Raw genomic sequence first — 18,300 nt, 5'->3', positions numbered from 1 at the left:
TGCGGGGCCGTCCGGGGCGTGAGGGAGGATGGCTGTCGTGAGTGACGAAGTGGAGCCCGGGTTCGTACGGGTGCGGCTGGACCTGTCGTACGACGGAGCGGAGTTCTCCGGCTGGGCCAAGCAGCCCGGCGGCCGGCGGACCGTGCAGGGAGAGATCGAGGACGCGCTGCGGACCGTGACGCGGTCCGAGGAGACCCATGAGCTGACCGTCGCCGGGCGGACGGACGCGGGGGTGCACGCGCGCGGCCAGGTGGCGCACGTCGACCTGCCGGCCGAGGTGTGGGCCGCGCACGCGGACAAGCTGCTGCGGCGGCTGGCCGGGCGGCTGCCGAAGGACGTGCGGGTGTGGCAGGTCAGCGAGGCGCCGTACGGCTTCAACGCGCGGTTCTCGGCCGTCTGGCGGCGCTATGCCTACCGGGTCACCGACCACCACGGGGGCGTGGACCCGCTGCTGCGCAGCCATGTGCTGTGGCACGACTGGGAGCTGGACGTCGACGCCATGAACGAGGCGTCGCGGCCGCTGCTGGGGGAGCACGACTTCGCGGCGTACTGCAAGCGGCGGGAGGGCGCGACGACGATCCGCACGCTGCAGCGGCTCAGCTGGGAGCGGGGCGCGGACGGGATCATCACGGCGACCGTGCGGGCCGACGCCTTCTGCCACAACATGGTGCGCTCGCTGGTCGGCGCGATGCTGTTCGTCGGGGACGGGCACCGGCCGCCGGACTGGCCCGGCAAGGTGCTGGCGGCCGGGGTGCGGGACTCCGCGGTGCACGTCGTGCGGCCGCACGGGCTGACGCTGGAGGAGGTCGGCTATCCGGCCGACGAGCTGCTGATGGCGCGCAACCAGGAGGCGCGGAACAAGCGGACGCTGCCGGGGGGCGGCTGCTGCTGAGGCGGCGGGGCACCCGGCCCGGCGGGGGCGCCGCCCGCCCCGCGGGCGGCGCCACCGGTCGGCGTCAGGAGTGGCCGGCCTTGCGCCGGGCTTCCTTGAGCTGGCGCTCGGCGGCCTTCGCGGCCTGGTCCTTGCCGCGCTGGGTGATCTGGGCGAAGGCGTAGGCCCCGCCGTCCCGGGCGATCTGCCGGGCCCTGGTCTCGGAGCCGGTGACGTCCTTGCCGTTGAGGTAGCCGGCGATCGTGAAGTAGGCGTAGCGGCCGGTGGCGTTGGTCGCCATCCGGCACTTGGTGCCCTGGCAGAAGTCCGACGGGACGCCGCCGCCGGCCAGCGGCATCAGGTTGGGCCTGCCCTCGTTCATGACCTTGGCGGCCCGGGCGGGCGAGTCGAAGACCGCGACGCCGATGGTGACCGCGACGCCGCCCTTGGAGTACGTGGCCCTCAGCAGCTGCTTGCAGCCGTTGTGGGACAGCGAGGAGACCAGCGCGCCCTGGGCCGCGGCGGTGCAGTCCTTGGTGGTGGCGGTCGCGGTGCGCGGGTAGCTGTGCTCGCCGACGACCATGGTCTTCTGCGGGAAGAGGGTGGCCGGGGTGAGCGGCGCGGTGTCCTTCTTCGGGTCGGTGATGTAGTCCCGCGGGTTCGGCGGGGGCGGCACCGAGACGTCGGGGAAGGACGGCTTGTCGTCCGGCGCCGCGGCCTGGTCGGACGCGGTGGGAGCCGCCGTCGGCCCGCCGCCCGCCGAGCCGCCGCCGCTGGCCATGACGGCCGCGGTCACGATGCCGGCCACCGCGAGGGTCGCCAGGGCGCCGCCGCCGATCCACAGCCGGCGTTTGCGGCGGGCCTGCGCCTCGCTCTCCTCGGCGAGCGCGCCCCAGTCCGGCGTGGACGACGAAGAACCCCCGGGGCCGTCGAACGGCCCCCCTTGCCCAAAGCTCATGCCGCGCATCCTAATCGGGTTGGTGGAACGCGGAACGACCGGTGACAATCGCGCTCATGGGACATCTTGAGGCCGGGCATCTGGAGTACTACCTGCCGGACGGGAGGGTCCTGCTGGGAGATGTGTCCTTCCGTGTGGGCGAGGGCGCGTCGGTCGCACTGGTGGGAGCCAACGGCGCCGGGAAGACGACGCTGCTGCGGCTGATCGCGGGGGAGCTGCAGCCGCACGGCGGGGCGGTGACGGTCAGCGGCGGGCTGGGGGTGATGCCGCAGTTCGTGGGCTCGGTGCGGGACGAACGCACGGTGCGTGACCTGCTGGTCTCGGTGGCGCAGCCCCGGATCAGGGAGGCGGCCGCGGCGGTGGACGCCGCCGAGCTGGCCATGATGAGCGCCGAGGGCGACGACGAGGCCGCGCAGATGGGCTACGCGCAGGCGCTCAGCGACTGGGCCGAGGCGCGCGGCTACGAGGCCGAGACGGTCTGGGACATGTGCACGATGGCGGCGCTGGGGATGCCGTACGAGAAGGCGCAGTGGCGGCAGGTGCGCACGCTGTCCGGGGGCGAGCAGAAGCGGCTGGTGCTGGAGTCGCTGCTGCGCGGCACCGACGAGGTGCTGCTGCTGGACGAGCCGGACAACTATCTGGACGTCCCCGGCAAGCGCTGGCTGGAGGAGCAGCTGCGCACCACCCGCAAGACCGTGTTGTTCGTCTCCCACGACCGGGAGCTGCTGGCCCGGGCCGCGGAGAAGATCGTCAGCGTCGAGCCGGGCCCGGCGGGCTCCGACGTCTGGGTGCACGGCGGCGGCTTCGGCACGTACCACGCCGCGCGCAAGGAGCGCTTCGCCCGCTTCGAGGAGCTGCGGCGGCGCTGGGACGAGAAGCACGCGCAGCTGAAGAAGCTGGTGGTCTCGCTGCGGCAGGCCGCCTCGGTCAGCCATGAGCTGGCCTCGCGCTATGCGGCGGCGCAGACCCGGCTGCGGAAGTTCGAGGAGGCCGGGCCGCCGCCGGAGCCGCCGCGCGAGCAGGACATCACGATGCGGCTGCGCGGCGGGCGCACCGGCGTCCGGGCGGTGACCTGCGAGGACCTGGAGCTGACCGGTCTGATGCGCCCGTTCGACCTGGAGATCTTCTACGGCGAGCGGGTCGCGGTGCTGGGCTCCAACGGCTCGGGCAAGTCCCACTTCCTGCGGCTGCTGGCCGGGGACACCGACCGCCCCGTGCCGCACACCGGCAGCTGGAAGCTGGGCGCCCGGGTGGTCCCCGGCCACTTCGCCCAGACGCACGCCCACCCCGAGCTGATGGGCCGCCCGCTGCTCGACATCCTGTGGACCGAGCATGCCAGGGACAAGGGCCAGGCCATGTCGGCGCTGCGCCGCTACGAGCTGGAGAAGCAGGCCGAGCAGCGCTTCGAGCGGCTCTCCGGCGGCCAGCAGGCCCGCTTCCAGATCCTGCTGCTGGAGCTGGCCGGCACCACCGCCCTGCTGCTCGACGAGCCCACGGACAACCTGGACCTGGAGTCCGCTGAGGCGCTCCAGGAGGGGCTGGAGGCGTACGAGGGCACGGTGGTGGCGGTGACCCACGACCGGTGGTTCGCGAAGGCCTTCGACCGGTTCCTGGTGTTCGGGTCGGACGGGCTGGTGCGGGAGACCGCCGAGCCGGTGTGGGACGAGCGCCGGGTGGAGCGCAAGCGGTAGCGGCGGGCGGCGGCGGGCGCCGGGCGGCGGATGCCCGCCGTAGGGCGGGGGGTACCGACGGTGACCGGGCGGAAGGCGGCGGCCCGGAACCGTACGCCGGTTCGGGGCGTGTTTTGACCCCACTGGGGACGGCCCGGTATTCTGCCAGTTCGTTATGCGTATTGGCTTGCTCTATCTCACGTGAGGGGCCCTTACGCCGGTCCCTGGGCCGATAACCAGCGGCGGACGATCGGGTTGCGTCACCCGTAGTGCCGCCCTGCTGTGTGTCAGCCACGGCGACCAGTACAGGACCCATTCACTCAGAAGCGAAGGCTAAGACGTGCGTACGTTCAGCCCCAAGCCCGGCGATGTCCAGCGCCAGTGGCACATCATTGACGCGCAGGACGTTGTCCTGGGCCGTCTGGCCACCCAGGCCGCGTCCCTCCTGCGGGGCAAGCACAAGCCGGTCTACGCGCCGCACGTTGACATGGGTGACTTCGTCATCATCGTCAACGCCGACAAGGTGCACCTGTCCGGCAACAAGCGGACCCAGAAGATGGCCTACCGTCACTCCGGCTTCCCGGGTGGTCTGCGCTCCGTCCGCTACGACGAGCTGCTCGACAAGAACCCCGAGAAGGCCGTCGAGAAGGCCATCAAGGGCATGCTCCCCAAGAACACCCTCGGCCGTCAGATGCTCTCGAAGCTGAAGGTCTACGCGGGTGCCGAGCACCCGCACGCTGCGCAGCAGCCGGTCCCGTTCGAGATCACCCAGGTCGCGCAGTAAGTCCGGCCACCCCCTAAGACGACAGAGAATTCTGAGGAGCATCGTGGCTGAGACCACCCCCGAGACCCCGCTGGACGAGGTCGAGGAGTACACCACCGAGACCGAGGTCGTGGAGTCGGAGTACACCTCCGAGTCCCTCGCGTCCCGCTTCGGCGACCCGCAGCCGGCGGCCGGCCTGGGCCGTCGCAAGAACGCCATCGCCCGCGTCCGGATCGTCCCGGGCACCGGCCAGTGGAAGATCAACGGTCGCACCCTTGAGGGCTACTTCCCCAACAAGGTGCACCAGCAGGAAGTCAACGAGCCCTTCAAGGTGCTCGAGCTCGACAACCGCTACGACGTCGTGGCCCGCATCTCCGGCGGCGGCATCTCCGGCCAGGCCGGTGCGCTGCGCCTGGGCGTGGCCCGTGCGCTGAACGAGGCGGACGTGGACAACAACCGCGGCGCGCTGAAGAAGGCCGGGTTCCTCAAGCGTGACGACCGTGCGGTCGAGCGCAAGAAGGCCGGTCTGAAGAAGGCCCGCAAGGCGCCGCAGTACAGCAAGCGCTAACCGCGCGCTGCTCCATGCAGCCCTTGGCGTACGCCCCGGTGGCACCTCCGTGCTGCCGGGGCGTTCGGCTATCCGGGACCGGACGCGTATACCTGGACGTACATCTCTGGTCCAAGCTCATCTACTCGGAGGACACCAGTGGGACGACTCTTCGGCACGGACGGTGTGCGCGGTGTCGCCAATGCGGACCTGACGGCGGAGCTGGCGCTCGGTCTGTCGGTCGCTGCGGCGCACGTGCTCGCCGAAGCGGGCACCTTCGAAGGTCACCGGCCGGTGGCCGTGGTCGGGCGCGATCCACGCGCTTCCGGGGAATTCCTGGAGGCCGCGGTCGTCGCGGGCCTGGCCAGCGCCGGGGTGGACGTGCTGCGGGTGGGCGTGCTCCCGACCCCGGCGGTCGCGTATCTGACCGGCTCGCTCGGTGCGGACCTCGGTGTGATGCTCTCGGCCAGCCACAACCCGATGCCCGACAACGGCATCAAGTTCTTCGCCCGCGGCGGCCACAAGCTCGCCGACGAGCTGGAGGACCGGATCGAGCGGACCTACCGCGCGCACAGCTCCGGTGAGCCCTGGGAGCGGCCGACCGGCGCCGGCGTGGGCCGGGTCACCGTCTACGACGAGGGCTTCGACAACTATGTCGCGCACCTCGTCGGTGTCCTGCCCAACCGCCTGGACGGGCTGAAGATCGTCATCGACGGCGCGCACGGCGCGGCGGCGCGGGTCTCGCCCGAGGCGTTCGCCCGGGCCGGCGCCGATGTCATCACCCTCGGCACCGAGCCCGACGGCCTGAACATCAACGACGGCTGCGGCTCCACCCACCTCGCGCTGCTGCGCGCGGCCGTCGTCGAGCACGGCGCCGACCTGGGTGTCGCCCACGACGGCGACGCGGACCGCTGCCTGGCCGTGGACCGCGAGGGCAACGAGGTCGACGGGGACCAGATCCTGGCGGTGCTGGCGCTGGGGATGCGCGAGGCCGGCACGCTGCGCCAGAACACCGTGGTCGCCACCGTCATGTCGAACCTGGGCTTCAAGCTGGCCATGGAGCGCGCGGGCATCGAGCTGATCCAGACGGCGGTCGGCGACCGCTACGTCCTGGAGGAGATGAAGGCGCACGGCTTCGCGCTGGGCGGCGAGCAGTCCGGGCACGTCATCGTGCTGGACCACGCCACCACCGGTGACGGCACGCTGACCGGTCTGATGCTGGCCGCGCGGGTCGCCGCGACCGGGCGTCCGCTGGCCGAGCTGGCGGGCGTCATGGAGCGGCTGCCGCAGATCCTGATCAACGTCCCCGACGTCGACAAGGCGCGGGTGGCCACCTCGCCGGAGCTGACCGCGGCGGTCACCGAGGCGGAGCGGGAGCTGGGCGCGACCGGGCGGGTGCTGCTGCGGCCCTCCGGCACGGAGCCGCTGGTGCGCGTGATGGTGGAGGCGGCCGACATCGAGCAGGCCCGGGCGGTCGCCGGACGGCTGGCCGACGCGGTCAAGTCCGCACTGGGCTGAGCGCGGCGGGGTGCTTTTGCGGGCGGGTTCCTGACGGTGGTCGGGGGCCCGCCCGCTCGCATCGGCGGCGCCGCCGGGGTCCGTGGCCGGTGGCCGTTCAGAGCTTGCGCAGTGACAGCCGCTGCACCTTGTGGTCCGGCCCCTTGCGCAGGACCAGGTTCGCGCGGCCGCGGGTCGGGGCCACGTTCTGCTGCAGGTTGGGCTTGTTGATGGTCCGCCACATCTTCCGGGCGTAGTCGAGGGCCTCGTCCTCGGAGACCTGGGTGTACTTGCGGAAGTACGAGAACGGGTTCTGGAAGGCGGTCTCGCGCAGCTTGCGGAAGCGGCCGAGGTACCACCGCTCGATGTCCTCGGTGCGGGCGTCGACGTAGACGGAGAAGTCGAAGAAGTCGGCGAGGCCCAGGCGGGTGCGGCCGTCCTTGCCGGGCAGCGCCGGCTGGAGGACGTTCAGCCCCTCGACGATGAGGATGTCCGGGCGGCGTACGGTCAGCCGCTCGTCGGGCACGATGTCGTAGATCAGGTGGGAGTAGACGGGCGCGGAGACCTCGGCCCGGCCGGACTTCACGTCCGCGACGAAGCGGGTCAGCGCCCGCCGGTCGTAGGACTCCGGGAAGCCCTTGCGGGACATCAGGCCGCGCCGGTGCAGCTCGGCGTTGGGGAAGAGGAACCCGTCGGTGGTGACCAGCTCCACCCGCGGGTGCTCGGGCCAGCGGGCCAGCAGGGCCTGGAGCAGCCGGGCGGTGGTGGACTTGCCGACCGCCACGCTGCCGGCGACCCCGATGACGAAGGGGGTGCCGGTCTGCGGGCCGCCGCCGGCGTCGCCGAGGAAGGTGTTGAGCGCGCCGCGCAGATTGCTGGTGGCGCCGACGTAGAGGTTGAGCAGCCGGGACAGCGGGAGGTAGACGTCGCGCACCTCGTCGAGGTCGATGACGTCGCCGAGCCCCCGCAGCCGTTCGACCTCGTCGGCCGTCAGGGGCAGCGGGGTCTTCTCCCGCAGGGCGCTCCACTGCGCGCGCGTCAGATCGACGTACGGGGAGCTGTCGGCGCGGCGTCGTTGCTGCGGATCGGTCGTCGAGGGCACGCGCCCATTGTGCTCAGGCGTCATGTGCCGTTCACCTCCGGGTGCCAGGCTGACGTCTGCGAGGGGGGTTGTGCCTGTCAGGGCGGGCTTGGGTGCATCTCCACCTCGCTGTCTGTACCCGAATGGATATTGCCCGGTACGGTCGGTGGCGGGGACACGCCCGCCCAGGGCCGTGGACGACGCAAGGGGGCACGTGTGGGAGCGCGTAAGGCCGGTCTGCTGGGACAGCGACCGTGGGGGAGGACCGTGAGCGCGGTCCGGGGCCGGGGTACGAAGGCCGCGTCGGACTGTTTCGCCGCGCGGGTGTACGCCGAGCTGGCGGAGGATCTGCCGGACGAGGACCTGGGTGAGGACCTCGGCGATTTCCTGGAGCGCTACGAGCCGGTCAGCGGGCTCGGCGTGGACGCGGAGGCGGACGAGGAGTTCCTGGAGACGGTGCGCGAGGCGCACGACCGGATAGCGCTCGGGTACTGACCCGCGGGCCGGTTCTCCGGCCGTGACCCGCCGCGACGTGACGCTGCGGACCGTGCAGGCCCGCAGCGTACGCTGCCCCCATGTGCGGAATCGTGGGATATGTGGGCGGGCAGAGCGCCCTGGATGTCGTCCTGGCCGGGCTGAAGCGGCTGGAGTACCGCGGCTACGACTCGGCGGGCGTGGCCGTGCTCGCCGACGGCGGACTGGCCGCGGCCAGAAAGGCCGGCAAACTCGCCAATCTGGAGAAGGAGCTGGCGGACCGTCCGCTGCCCGCGGGCGCGGCCGGTATCGGGCACACCCGGTGGGCCACCCACGGCGCGCCCACCGACGCCAACGCCCATCCGCATCTGGACAACGCCGGCCGGGTCTGCGTCGTGCACAACGGCATCATCGAGAACTTCGCCGCCCTGCGCGCCGAACTCACCGACCGCGGGCATGAGTTGACATCCGAGACGGACACCGAGGCGGTGGCCCATCTGCTGGCCGAGGCCTATTCGTCCTGCGGGGAGCTGGCCGAGGCGATGCGGCAGGTGTGCCGGCGGCTGGAGGGCGCCTTCACGCTGGTCGCGGTGCATGCCGACGAGCCGGACGTGGTGGTCGGGGCGCGCCGCAACTCGCCGCTGGTGGTGGGTGTCGGGGACGGCGAGGCCTTTCTCGCCTCGGACGTCGCGGCGTTCATCGCGCACACCCGCGAGGCGATCGAGCTGGGCCAGGACCAGGTGGTGGAGCTGCGCCGGGAGGCGGTGACGGTCACCGGCTTCGACGGGGCGCCCGCCGAGGTGCGGGAGTACCACGTCGACTGGGACGCCTCGGCCGCCGAGAAGGGCGGCTACGACTACTTCATGCTCAAGGAGATCGCCGAGCAGCCGAAGGCCGTCGCGGACACCCTGCTGGGCCGGATCGACGCCTCGGGGGTGCTGTCCCTGGACGAGGTGCGGATCCCGCCGGAGGTGCTGCGCGAGGTCGACAAGGTCGTCATCGTGGCGTGCGGGACGGCGTACCACGCGGGGATGATCGCCAAGTACGCGATCGAGCACTGGACGCGGATCCCCTGCGAGACCGAGCTGGCCAGCGAGTTCCGCTACCGCGACCCGATCCTGGACCGGCACACCCTGGTCATCGCCATCAGCCAGTCCGGCGAGACCATGGACACCCTGATGGCGCTGCGGCACGCCCGTGAGCAGGGCGCGAAGGTGCTCGCCATCTGCAACACCAACGGGTCGACCATCCCGCGGGAGTCGGACGCGGTGCTGTACACCCACGCCGGGCCCGAGGTCGCGGTGGCGTCCACGAAGGCGTTCCTGACCCAGCTGGTGGCCTGCTACCTGGTGGCGCTGTACGTGGCGCAGGTGCGGGGCACGAAGTGGGGGGACGAGATCCGGGCCGTGGTGCGCGAACTCGCCGCCATCGGCACCCAGGTCGAGCAGGTGCTCGGCACGATGGAGCCGGTACGGGAGCTGGCGCGCAGCCTCGCCGACAAGAACACGGTGCTCTTCCTCGGCCGGCACGTGGGCTATCCGGTGGCGCTGGAGGGCGCGCTGAAGCTCAAGGAACTCGCGTACATGCACGCGGAGGGCTTCGCGGCCGGCGAGCTGAAGCACGGGCCGATCGCGCTGATCGAGCAGGATCTGCCGGTGGTGGTGGTCGTGCCGTCGCCGCGCGGGCGGTCCGTGCTGCACGACAAGATCGTGTCCAACATCCAGGAGATCCGGGCCCGCGGCGCGCGGACCATCGTGATCGCGGAGGAGGGCGACGAGACGGTGGTGCCCTACGCCGATCACCTCGTACGGATCCCGCGGACGCCGGTGCTGCTGCAGCCGCTGGTGTCCACGGTGCCGTTGCAGGTCTTCGCCTGCGAGCTGGCCACCGCCCGCGGCAACGAGGTCGACCAGCCGCGCAACCTCGCCAAGTCGGTGACCGTCGAATGATCATCGGGGTGGGGATCGACGTGGCGGAGATCGAGCGCTTCGGGGCGGCGCTGGACCGCACGCCCGAGCTGGCGGGGCGGCTGTTCCTCCCCTCGGAGCTGTGTCTGCCGAGCGGGGAGCGCCGCGGCACCGCCTCGCTGGCGGCCCGGTTCGCCGCGAAGGAGGCGCTGGCCAAGGCGCTGGGGGCGCCGGGCGGGCTGCACTGGAGCGATGCCGAGGTGTACGTCGAGGACAGCGGACAGCCGCGGCTGCGGGTGCGCGGGACGGTCGAGGCGCGCGCCGCGGAACTCGGCGTCCGGTCCTGGCACGTCTCGCTGAGCCATGACGCGGGCGTGGCCTCCGCCGTGGTGATCGCCGAGGGGTGACGCGGTCTCCGGCGGGCGCCGCCGTGGTGCGGCGGGTGGGAAATCCGCCGCACCCCGTCGGCGAGGGGCGAGACTTGGCGTATGAGGACTGCCTACAGCGTGGAGACCGTGCGGGCCGCCGAGCGGGAGCTCATGGCCCGGCTGCCCGAAGGGGCCCTGATGCAGCGGGCCGCGGCCGGACTGGCCGTGGCCTGCGCGGAGTTGCTGGGGCGGGTGTACGGCGCCCGGGTGGTGCTGCTGGTGGGCAGCGGCGACAACGGAGGGGACGCGCTGTACGCCGGCGCCCGGCTGGCGAGGCGGGGGGCCGGGGTGGCGGCCGTGCTGCTGTCGCCCGGGCGGGCCCACTCCGGCGGGCTCGCCGCCCTGCGGTCGGCCGGCGGGCGGGTGTCGGACGACGCGCCGCGGGACCTGGCCCGGGCGGATCTGGTGGTGGACGGCATCGTCGGGATCGGGGGACGCGGCGGACTGCGGCCCGAGGCGGCCCGACTGGCCCGGGTGGCACGGGAGTCGGCGCCGGTGGTGGCCGTCGACCTGCCGAGCGGGGTGGACGCGGACACCGGCGAGGTGAGCGGGGAGGCGGTGCGGGCCGACGCCACGGTGACCTTCGGCGCGTACAAGCCGGGCCTGCTGGTTGACCCGGCGCGGGAGCGGGCCGGCGCGCTGCGGCTGGTGGACATCGGGCTCACGCTGCCCCCGGAGGCCGCCATGGAGGCGTTGCAGCACGCGGACGTGGCACGGCTGCTGCCGCGCCCGTCGGCCGAGAGCGACAAGTACCGGCGGGGCGTGGTGGGCGTGGTCGCCGGGTCCGCGCGGTATCCGGGGGCGGCGGTGCTCGCGGTGGCCGGGGCGCTGCGCGGCGGCGCGGGCGCGGTGCGCTACGTCGGCCCGGCCGCGGACGCGGTCCTGGCCCGCTTCCCGGAGACGCTGGTGCACGCCGGGCCGCCGGACAAGGCCGGGCGGGTGCAGGCATGGGTGATCGGGCCCGGCATCGGGGACGAGTCGGACGCGCTGGAGGACGTGCTGGCGTCGGACGTGCCGGTGCTGGTGGACGCGGACGGGCTGCGGTTCCTGACGCCGCGTCGGGTGCGGGAGCGGGCCGCGCAGACGCTGCTGACGCCGCACGCCGGGGAGGCGGCGGCGCTGCTCGGGTGCGGGCGCGCGGAGGTCGAGGCGGCACGGCTGGCGTCCGTACGGGAGTTGGCGCGGAGCTTCGGCGCCACGGTGCTGCTCAAGGGCTCGACGACGCTGGTCGCGGGGGCCGGCGGCCCGGTGCGGGTGAACCCCACCGGGACGGGCTGGCTGGCGACGGCCGGGAGCGGGGACGTGCTGTCGGGGGTGACGGGCTCGCTGCTCGCCGCGGGGCTGCCGGCCCTGGACGCGGGATCCGTCGGCGCGTATCTGCACGGGCTGGCCGCGCGCCGGGCGGCCGGGCGGGAGGGCGCCCCGATCCTCGCCTCCGAGGTGGCCGCCCATCTGGACGCGGCCTGGCGGGATGTGACGGACTGACAGCTCTCGCGCGAGCGTTACGCCCCGCGGGGGAAAGGGTCGGGCACCAGGGCGAACCTGGCGTCCGGAGGGCTTGTATGACCGCGCGGCCACGGCATGCGTGAGGGCATGAAACGCACCTTTTCGGCGCTGCTGGTCTGCGCCTCGCTGCTCGCCGCCGCCGGACCGTCCGCGGTGGCCGTCGCCCCGCCGTCCGCGCCGTGGCAGGTGACCGGGCTGGTACCGGGCCGCCCGCAGGAGCCGGGCCGGGCGGCCGCGGTCTCCCCGGGAGCGCCGCGGCCGCACCTGGAGTACGTGCCGCGGTCCGGGGCGGTGCGCGGCCTGCGGGAGCCGGCGTGCAGCCGGACGACCGGGCCCTACCAGCGGCAGGCGGAGCGCTATCTGGGGCGCGAGGTGGACGGGCGGCAGAGCCAGGGGGACTGCCGGGCGATCCGGCGCTTCCAGCAGGCGCACCGGATCGCGCCGGCCACCGGCTTCGCCGGGCCGGTCACCGGTGCGACGGTGCGGCTGATGCGGGCCAGGAAGGACCCCAACCGGGCCGGGCACTGCCCCGACACCGCCGAGCGCACGGCCTGCGTCGATCTGGACCGGCAGCTGATGTGGGTGCAGCAGGACGGGCGGGTGATCCTCGACCCGGTCACGATCCGCTCCGGCGCGCCGACGATGGAGACCCGCACCGGGGCGTACCGGATCTATCTGCGCCACCGGCGGCACATCTCGAACCTCTACCACACGGCCATGCCCTACGCGCAGTTCTTCGACCGCGGGGAGGCGCTGCACGGCGTCTACGAGGACATCTACTCCGGACCGGGCTCGCACGGCTGCGTCAACCTCACCATGACGGACGCGCGCCGGGTCTGGGAAGTGCTGAGGAAGGGCGACGTCGTGTACGTCTGGGGGCGGAAACCCAGCGTGTGAGCGTGGTTTTCCCGCCCGTCCCCCGGGGTGTCGCGGTGCCGCCTGCGACACTGAGGGGGATGAACGAGACAGCGAAGCGCGCCCGCGCCACCATCGACCTCGCCGCCGTGCGGTCGAACGTGCGTGCCCTGGGGGACCGCGCACCCCGGGCAGAGCTGATGGCCGTGGTCAAGTCCGACGGCTACGGACACGGGGCGGTGCGCTGTGCGCGCGCCGCCCGTGAGGCCGGCGCGGGCTGGCTGGGTACGGCGCTGCCCGAGGAGGCGTTCGCGCTGCGCGCGGCCGGCGACACCGGACGGCTGATGTGCTGGCTGTGGACGCCGGGCGGCCCCTGGCGCCGGGCCGTCGAGCAGGACATCGACATCTCTGTGAGCGGGCTGTGGGCACTGCGCGAGGTGACCGCGGCGGCGCGGGAGTGCGGCCGCACCGCCCGCGTCCAGCTCAAGATCGACACCGGCCTCGGCCGCAACGGCTGCGCGCCCGCCGACTGGCCGGAGCTGACCGCCGCGGCCCGCGCCGCCGAGGCCGAGGGCACGCTGCGGGTCACCGGCGTCTGGTCGCACTTCGCCTGCGCCGACGAGCCCGGCCACCCCTCGATCGCCCTCCAGCTGACCGCCTTCCACGAGGCGTTGGCGATCGCCGGTCGGGCCGGGCTGCGCCCCGAGGTCCGGCACATCGCCAACACCCCGGCGCTGCTGACCCTCCCCGAGGCGCACTTCGACCTGGTCCGCACCGGCATCGGCATCTACGGCATCTCGCCCAGCCCCGACCTCGGCACCTCGCAGGAGCTGGGGCTGCGGCCGGCCATGACGCTGGAGGCCGCGCTGGCGTCGGTCAAGCGCGTCCCGGGCGGCCACGGCGTGTCGTACGGGCACCAGTACACGACGCCCCGCGAGACGACCCTGGCGCTGGTCCCGCTCGGCTACGCCGACGGCATCCCGCGGCACGCCTCCAACGGCGGCCCGGTGCTGATCGCCGGCGCGTGGCGGACGGTCGCCGGGCGGATCGCGATGGACCAGTTCGTGGTCGACCTGGGCGGCGACCACGCCGAGCCGGGCGACCGGGCGGTGCTGTTCGGCCCCGGCGACGGCGGCGAGCCGACCGCCGAGGACTGGGCCCGGGTGGCCGGAACCATCGGCTATGAGATCGTCACCCGGATCGGAACCCGGGTCCCGCGCGTCCATGTGGACAGCGCCACACGCAGCGAAGCCGGAGGAGACCGCACGCTCACGGGGGGTACGGCATGACCGAGGGGCAGGAGGCCGCCGCGGCGGCGGTGGAGGCGGCGGCCGAGGCCGCCGGCAACTGGGCACGGGCGGGCCGGCACGCCGGTATCGCCGGCGCTGCCATCGGCGTGGTCGCGGCGGGTGCCGCGGCCGGGGTGGCGATAGAGCGGATGACGGTCGGCCGCGGGATGCGCCGCCGGGCCCGGCTCGCGCTGGACGCCGCCGGCCCGTACGGCACGCTGCGCGGCACACCGGGCGCGGCGATCGCCGAGGACGGCACCGAGCTGTACTACGAGGTCGACGAGCCGGGCCCGGAGCCGGGCGGCGCGGAGAAGGACGAGCGGACGGCCAAGGGCGCCAAGAACGCGAAGAACGGCAAGGGCGACCGTTCGGCCAAGCCCGTCCGCGGCAAGGAGGCCCGTGCCGCGCAGGAGGCCCACAGCGGTCTGCGCAAGCGGCTGACCGCGGCGCTCGGCCGGCGGGCCACGGCTCCCACGGTCGTTTTCAGCCATGGCTACTGCCTCAGCCAGGACTCCTGGCACTTCCAGCGCTCGGCGCTGCGCGGCACGGTCCGCACCGTCCACTGGGACCAGCGCAGCCACGGCCGCTCCTCGCGCGGCCACGGCCAGATCGACGGCACCGAGGAGGTCACCATCGACCTGCTGGGCCGCGACCTGAAGGCGGTGCTGGACGCCGCGGTCCCCGAGGGGCCGATCGTGCTGGTCGGGCACTCCATGGGCGGGATGACCGTGATGGCGCTGGCCGACCAGTTCCCGGAGTTCGTCGCGGAGCGGGTGGTCGGGGTGGCCCTGATCGGCACGTCCGCGGGGCGGCTGAGCGAGGTCACCTACGGGCTGCCGTCGATGGGCATGAAGGCCTTCCACTGGCTCGCGCCGGGCGTGCTCAAGGCGCTGGGCTGGCAGCACGAGATCGTCGAGCGCGGGCGGCGGGCCACCGCCGACCTCTTCGCCGGGCTGATCAAGCGCTATTCGTTCGGGACGCCGGAGAAGGTGGACCCGGGCATCGCGCGGTTCGGCGAGCGGCTGATCGAGGCGACCCCGATCGATGTGGTCGCCGAGTTCTTCCCGGCCTTCGCGGTGCACGACAAGACCGAGTCGCTGGTGGCGTACGACGCGGTGCCCGCGCTGGTGCTCGCCGGGGAGAGCGACCTGATCACCCCCGCCGACCACAGCCGGACGATCGCCGAGGTGCTGCCCGACGCCGAGCTGGTGTGCGTACCGGAGGCCGGGCACCTGGTGATGCTGGAGCGGCCCGAGCTGGTCAACGAGCACCTGGTGTCGCTGGTGGAGCGGGCGAGCGCGGCGGCCCGCAGCTCCCGGCACGCCCGCGCCTGAGCCACGGTCGGGGTGCCGGGGCGGCCCGGCCCCGCGCCGCCGCCGGGCCCCCGACCAGGCATGATCCACTTTCCGGGCGGCCCGCCCGAACCCCGGCCCGGAGCCGCCACCGCGTCCGGGCCGTACCATTTGCGGCATGAGCACCACCGGCGCGATGGCGCACGTAACCGTCAAGTCCCCCGACCAGATGCAGGAGTTGGGCCGTCGGCTGGCCCCGCTGCTGCGCCCCGGCGACCTGGTGCTGCTCACCGGTGAGCTGGGGGCCGGCAAGACCACGCTGACCCGCGGCCTGGGGGAGGGGCTGGGCGTGCGCGGCGCCGTCACCTCCCCCACGTTTGTCATCGCCCGGGTCCACCCCTCGCTGGTAGGCGGCCCCGCGCTGGTGCACGTCGACGCCTACCGGCTCGGCGGCGGCCTGGACGAGATGGAGGATCTCGACCTCGATGTCTCGCTGCCGGAGTCGGTGGTGGTCGTGGAGTGGGGCGAGGGCAAGGTCGAGGAGCTGTCCGAGAACCGGCTCCAGGTGGTCATCGGGCGCGCCCTGGGCAGCGACGGGGTGCCGGAGGACGACGCGGACGACGTCCGCGAGGTGACGGTGACCGGCCTCGGCCCGCGCTGGGCGGACGCCGGGCTGCCCGCGCTGGAGGCCTGCTGACCTCGGTGGCCGGGAGGCCGCCCGGGCCGGGGAGGGATTCGCGGGGGCCGGAGCCGGTCGCGGCCCGGTAGTTTCCGACAAGCCGTCGGTAAGATGTTGCGCACCCGGTGCCGGGCGTGGTGACATGGGAAGAGACCCCTAGTTAGGTCAGCCTAAGTAGCCAGCCTAGCTTCTGTCGCTTTGCCCCAGGAGCCCCGGGAGGCGTCCATGTCCGCCCACCAGCCCACTCCCACGCCCGACGGGCGCGGGATCGCCGCCCTCGCGGCGGCCGGGCGCGCCGCCGACGAGGCGCGCGAGACGCCGACCATGGATGAACTGCTGGCGGCCTGCGCGGCGGCGAGCGCCGTCTCCACACCCCCCGACGCAGCCGACGAGGCCCGCAGCGACGCCGCGGGGCCGGACGGCGAGACGCGGGAGCAGGACGAGCCGGATGGGGCGGACGGGGCCGGGAGCGGCCCGCTGTCCACCGGCGGCCGCGACGCGGCGTAGCCCGTAGGGGCGACAACCGGCGGCGGCCCGGCCACGCGCGGTCAGGGGACGACGACGACCTTGGTGCCGTGCAGCGCGAAGTCCCACATCGCCTTGCCGTCCTCGCGCGACTCACGGATGCCGCCGGTCTTCTTCCCCGCGCCCGGATCGGGCCGCGAGCCGTCCACGGCCGCGCTGAAGCCGACCGTGACGCCGCTGACGCCGGCGAACCGCACGACGTGCTCGATGGCGACGCCGTCCGAGCCCATGACGCTCACCGACCGCGAGCCGACCGCGTAGGTGCCGCGCGGCGGGCTGACCGTGCTGGGCGTGACCGCGAACGTCCGCTGCGCGGTGCCCTTCGGGCCGACCAGCCAGACCCGCTTGGCGGCGAGCGAGTAGACGATCCGCCGGCCCGCGCCGGAGGCGGCGGGGACCGGGGCCGGGGCGGGGGCGCGGTCCTTCGTGTCCTTCTTGCCGTGCCCGTCCGGGTGGCCCTCGGGGGCCTGGTGGCCGCCCTTGCGGGCCTGGCTGAGGGTGTCCGGGGCGGACGCCGAGGCCTGGTACCCGAGCACCCCGACCGCGACCAGGGCCGCCGCCGTCAGCGCGGTGACGATCGTGCTGCTCTTAGCGGGCACCGCTGTGCACCTTTCCTCCCTCTCCCCGGCGGGGAGACCCGGTCCTGGCGCCGGGCTGCGTGCTGCTGACTACGGGGGCGACGGTAGCACCGGAACGGGGACCGCCCGCCGAGCCGTAGTCTTGAGGGCGTGCTGCTGCTAGCTCTTGACACCGCCACCCCCGCCGTCACCGTCGCGCTCCACGACGGATCCGGCGTCCTCGCCGAGTCCCGCCAGGTGGACGCCCGCCGGCACGGCGAACTGCTGCTGCCCGCCGTCGACCGGGTACTGGCCGAGGCCGGCCGCACGCTCGACGCGGTCAGCGACATCGTGGTCGGCGTGGGCCCGGGTCCCTACACCGGCCTGCGGGTCGGCCTGGTGACCGCCGCCACCTTCGGGTCGGTGCTCGGCGTCCCCGTCCACGGCCTGTGCACGCTGGACGGCCTCGCCCACGCCGCCGGGCTCACCGAACCCTTCGTCGTGGCCACCGACGCCCGCCGCAAGGAGGTCTACTGGGCGCGCTACGAGCCCGGTACGGCGTCCGCCCCGGCGACCCGGGTGACCGAGCCGGCCGTCGACCGCCCCGCCGACATCGCCGCCGAGGTGGCCGGCGTCCCCGCCGTGGGCGCCGGCGCGCTGCTCTACGACACGGTGTTCACCGGCGTACGGCGCGACGGGCCCGAGCACCAGTCGGCCGCAGCCCTGGCCGGGCTGGCCGTGCGGAAGCTGGCGGCGGGCGAGGAGCTGCTGCCCCCGCAGCCGCTGTACCTGCGCCGCCCGGACGCCCAGGTCCCGGCCAACTACAAGGTGGTCACGCCCCGGTGAGCGTCCGCCCCTCGCCCGACCCGCGTCCCCCGGCGCCGCCGCCGGCCGGCTCCGCGGACCGCGACCCGGTGCTGCGCGAGATGCGCTGGTGGGACCTCGGGCCGGTGCTGGAGCTGGAGCGGGAGCTGTTCCCCGAGGACGCCTGGTCGCCCGGCATGTTCTGGTCCGAGCTGGCCCACGCGCGCGGCCCGCGCGCCAGCCGCCGCTACCTCGTCGCCGAGCGGGACGGCCGGCTGCTCGGCTACGGCGGGCTGGCCGCCGTCGACGGCACCGGCGACATCCAGACCATCGCCACCGCCCGCGACCAGTGGGGCTCCGGCCTCGGCTCCCGGATGCTGACCGAACTCCTCGGCGCCGCCACCGACTTCGAGTGCCACGAGGTGCTGCTGGAGGTGCGGGTCGACAACCTCCGCGCCCAGCGCCTCTACGAGCGATTCGGCTTCGAGCCGGTCGGCTTCCGCCGCGGCTACTACCAGCCCGGCAACATCGACGCCCTGGTGATGCGCCGCACCACCCAGACCTCCTCCGAAGCACCTCCCGTACAAGGAACTTGAG

At 73.8% G+C, this 18,300-nt stretch carries 19 protein-coding genes; 16 read left to right on the top strand and 3 right to left on the bottom strand.

What is annotated here, in order from left to right:
• The first annotated feature begins 37 nt into the window (after positions 1-37).
• Entirely contained in the window at positions 38-892 is an 855-nt protein-coding gene (gene truA, locus IEY78_RS22560) for a tRNA pseudouridine(38-40) synthase TruA (protein WP_189101086.1), read from the top strand.
• 64 nt (positions 893-956) lie between these two features.
• On the opposite strand, the gene IEY78_RS22555 is transcribed toward truA, so the two are convergent.
• On the bottom strand, positions 957-1,829 hold the full coding sequence (locus IEY78_RS22555; protein ID WP_189101084.1) for a hypothetical protein: 873 nt from the start codon (positions 1,827-1,829) through the stop codon (positions 957-959).
• Positions 1,830-1,885: 56 nt separating this feature from the next.
• On the opposite strand from IEY78_RS22555, the gene IEY78_RS22550 reads away from it, so the two are divergent.
• The 4 genes from IEY78_RS22550 (at position 1,886) to glmM (ending at position 6,327) form a co-directional block, all read left to right on the top strand.
• Positions 1,886-3,520 carry an ABC-F family ATP-binding cassette domain-containing protein gene (locus IEY78_RS22550; RefSeq protein WP_189101082.1) on the top strand — a complete coding sequence of 545 codons (1,635 nt, stop codon included), beginning with the start codon at positions 1,886-1,888 and terminating at the stop codon, positions 3,518-3,520.
• 319 nt (positions 3,521-3,839) lie between these two features.
• Complete coding sequence (rplM, locus tag IEY78_RS22545) at positions 3,840-4,283, top strand: 50S ribosomal protein L13 (RefSeq protein WP_006604900.1); 444 nt, start codon at positions 3,840-3,842, stop codon at positions 4,281-4,283.
• Between the two features lie 43 nt (positions 4,284-4,326).
• A complete protein-coding gene (gene rpsI / locus IEY78_RS22540; protein ID WP_086719508.1) occupies positions 4,327-4,830 on the top strand; it encodes a 30S ribosomal protein S9 in 504 nt (167 codons plus the stop codon).
• Between the two features lie 138 nt (positions 4,831-4,968).
• The gene (gene glmM, locus IEY78_RS22535; RefSeq protein ID WP_189101081.1) at positions 4,969-6,327 is read left to right on the top strand and encodes a phosphoglucosamine mutase; all 1,359 of its coding nucleotides are present in this window, start codon (positions 4,969-4,971) and stop codon (positions 6,325-6,327) included.
• A gap of 97 nt (positions 6,328-6,424) precedes the next feature.
• On the opposite strand, the gene coaA is transcribed toward glmM, so the two are convergent.
• A complete protein-coding gene (gene coaA / locus IEY78_RS22530) occupies positions 6,425-7,408 on the bottom strand; it encodes a type I pantothenate kinase (protein ID WP_189101079.1) in 984 nt (327 codons plus the stop codon).
• A 246-nt stretch (positions 7,409-7,654) separates the two neighbouring features.
• Between coaA and IEY78_RS22525 the strand changes: the two genes are divergently transcribed.
• From IEY78_RS22525 to IEY78_RS22485, 9 genes are all read left to right on the top strand, one after another.
• On the top strand, positions 7,655-7,882 hold the full coding sequence (locus tag IEY78_RS22525; RefSeq protein WP_189101077.1) for a hypothetical protein: 228 nt from the start codon (positions 7,655-7,657) through the stop codon (positions 7,880-7,882).
• Positions 7,883-7,962: 80 nt separating this feature from the next.
• Positions 7,963-9,810, top strand: a complete 1,848-nt coding sequence (glmS, locus tag IEY78_RS22520; protein ID WP_189101075.1) for a glutamine--fructose-6-phosphate transaminase (isomerizing) — start codon at positions 7,963-7,965, stop codon at positions 9,808-9,810.
• Complete coding sequence (locus IEY78_RS22515) at positions 9,807-10,175, top strand: holo-ACP synthase (protein ID WP_189101073.1); 369 nt, start codon at positions 9,807-9,809, stop codon at positions 10,173-10,175. Before glmS ends, IEY78_RS22515 begins: the two co-directional genes overlap by 4 nt.
• An 81-nt stretch (positions 10,176-10,256) precedes the next feature.
• A complete protein-coding gene (locus IEY78_RS22510; protein ID WP_189101071.1) occupies positions 10,257-11,681 on the top strand; it encodes an NAD(P)H-hydrate dehydratase in 1,425 nt (474 codons plus the stop codon).
• A 108-nt stretch (positions 11,682-11,789) separates the two neighbouring features.
• Positions 11,790-12,599 (top strand): L,D-transpeptidase, encoded by an 810-nt coding sequence (locus IEY78_RS22505; protein WP_229700121.1) that lies wholly within the window; start codon positions 11,790-11,792, stop codon positions 12,597-12,599.
• 59 nt (positions 12,600-12,658) lie between these two features.
• On the top strand, positions 12,659-13,846 hold the full coding sequence (alr, locus tag IEY78_RS22500) for an alanine racemase (RefSeq protein WP_189101068.1): 1,188 nt from the start codon (positions 12,659-12,661) through the stop codon (positions 13,844-13,846).
• Positions 13,843-15,180, top strand: a complete 1,338-nt coding sequence (locus tag IEY78_RS22495; protein WP_189101066.1) for an alpha/beta fold hydrolase — start codon at positions 13,843-13,845, stop codon at positions 15,178-15,180. The genes alr and IEY78_RS22495 overlap by 4 nt, the downstream gene beginning before the upstream one ends.
• Before the next feature lie 136 nt (positions 15,181-15,316).
• The gene (gene tsaE, locus IEY78_RS22490; protein WP_189101064.1) at positions 15,317-15,835 is read left to right on the top strand and encodes a tRNA (adenosine(37)-N6)-threonylcarbamoyltransferase complex ATPase subunit type 1 TsaE; all 519 of its coding nucleotides are present in this window, start codon (positions 15,317-15,319) and stop codon (positions 15,833-15,835) included.
• A 207-nt stretch (positions 15,836-16,042) separates the two neighbouring features.
• Positions 16,043-16,324 (top strand): hypothetical protein, encoded by a 282-nt coding sequence (locus tag IEY78_RS22485; protein ID WP_189101062.1) that lies wholly within the window; start codon positions 16,043-16,045, stop codon positions 16,322-16,324.
• Positions 16,325-16,365: 41 nt separating this feature from the next.
• Here IEY78_RS22485 and IEY78_RS22480 read toward each other — a convergent pair whose 3' ends face one another.
• Positions 16,366-16,941, bottom strand: coding sequence for a hypothetical protein (locus tag IEY78_RS22480; protein WP_189101060.1), 576 nt, complete (start codon positions 16,939-16,941; stop codon positions 16,366-16,368).
• Positions 16,942-17,070: 129 nt separating this feature from the next.
• On the opposite strand from IEY78_RS22480, the gene tsaB reads away from it, so the two are divergent.
• Entirely contained in the window at positions 17,071-17,745 is a 675-nt protein-coding gene (gene tsaB, locus IEY78_RS22475) for a tRNA (adenosine(37)-N6)-threonylcarbamoyltransferase complex dimerization subunit type 1 TsaB (RefSeq protein WP_189101058.1), read from the top strand.
• Positions 17,742-18,299 carry a ribosomal protein S18-alanine N-acetyltransferase gene (rimI, locus tag IEY78_RS22470; protein ID WP_373294220.1) on the top strand — a complete coding sequence of 186 codons (558 nt, stop codon included), beginning with the start codon at positions 17,742-17,744 and terminating at the stop codon, positions 18,297-18,299. The genes tsaB and rimI overlap by 4 nt, the downstream gene beginning before the upstream one ends.
• Position 18,300: the final 1 nt, after the last annotated feature.

The sequence above is a fragment of the Streptomyces kronopolitis genome (assembly GCF_014646275.1).
GTDB lineage: Bacteria > Actinomycetota > Actinomycetes > Streptomycetales > Streptomycetaceae > Streptomyces > Streptomyces kronopolitis.
This window is presented reverse-complemented; position numbering and strand designations above follow the sequence as displayed.

Excerpts from the sequence above, each read along its gene's own strand:
- IEY78_RS22550 (WP_189101082.1), top strand. The coding sequence starts at position 1,886 with ATGGGACATCTTGAGGCCGGGCATCTGGAGTACTACCTGCCGGACGGG.
- tsaE (WP_189101064.1), top strand. The coding sequence starts at position 15,317 with ATGAGCACCACCGGCGCGATGGCGCACGTAACCGTCAAGTCCCCCGAC.
- alr (WP_189101068.1), top strand. The coding sequence starts at position 12,659 with ATGAACGAGACAGCGAAGCGCGCCCGCGCCACCATCGACCTCGCCGCC.
- IEY78_RS22505 (WP_229700121.1), top strand. The coding sequence starts at position 11,790 with ATGAAACGCACCTTTTCGGCGCTGCTGGTCTGCGCCTCGCTGCTCGCC.
- IEY78_RS22485 (WP_189101062.1), top strand. The coding sequence starts at position 16,043 with ATGTCCGCCCACCAGCCCACTCCCACGCCCGACGGGCGCGGGATCGCC.
- IEY78_RS22510 (WP_189101071.1), top strand. The coding sequence starts at position 10,257 with ATGAGGACTGCCTACAGCGTGGAGACCGTGCGGGCCGCCGAGCGGGAG.
- glmS (WP_189101075.1), top strand. The coding sequence starts at position 7,963 with ATGTGCGGAATCGTGGGATATGTGGGCGGGCAGAGCGCCCTGGATGTC.
- IEY78_RS22555 (WP_189101084.1), bottom strand. The coding sequence starts at position 1,829 with ATGAGCTTTGGGCAAGGGGGGCCGTTCGACGGCCCCGGGGGTTCTTCG.
- IEY78_RS22515 (WP_189101073.1), top strand. The coding sequence starts at position 9,807 with ATGATCATCGGGGTGGGGATCGACGTGGCGGAGATCGAGCGCTTCGGG.
- IEY78_RS22495 (WP_189101066.1), top strand. The coding sequence starts at position 13,843 with ATGACCGAGGGGCAGGAGGCCGCCGCGGCGGCGGTGGAGGCGGCGGCC.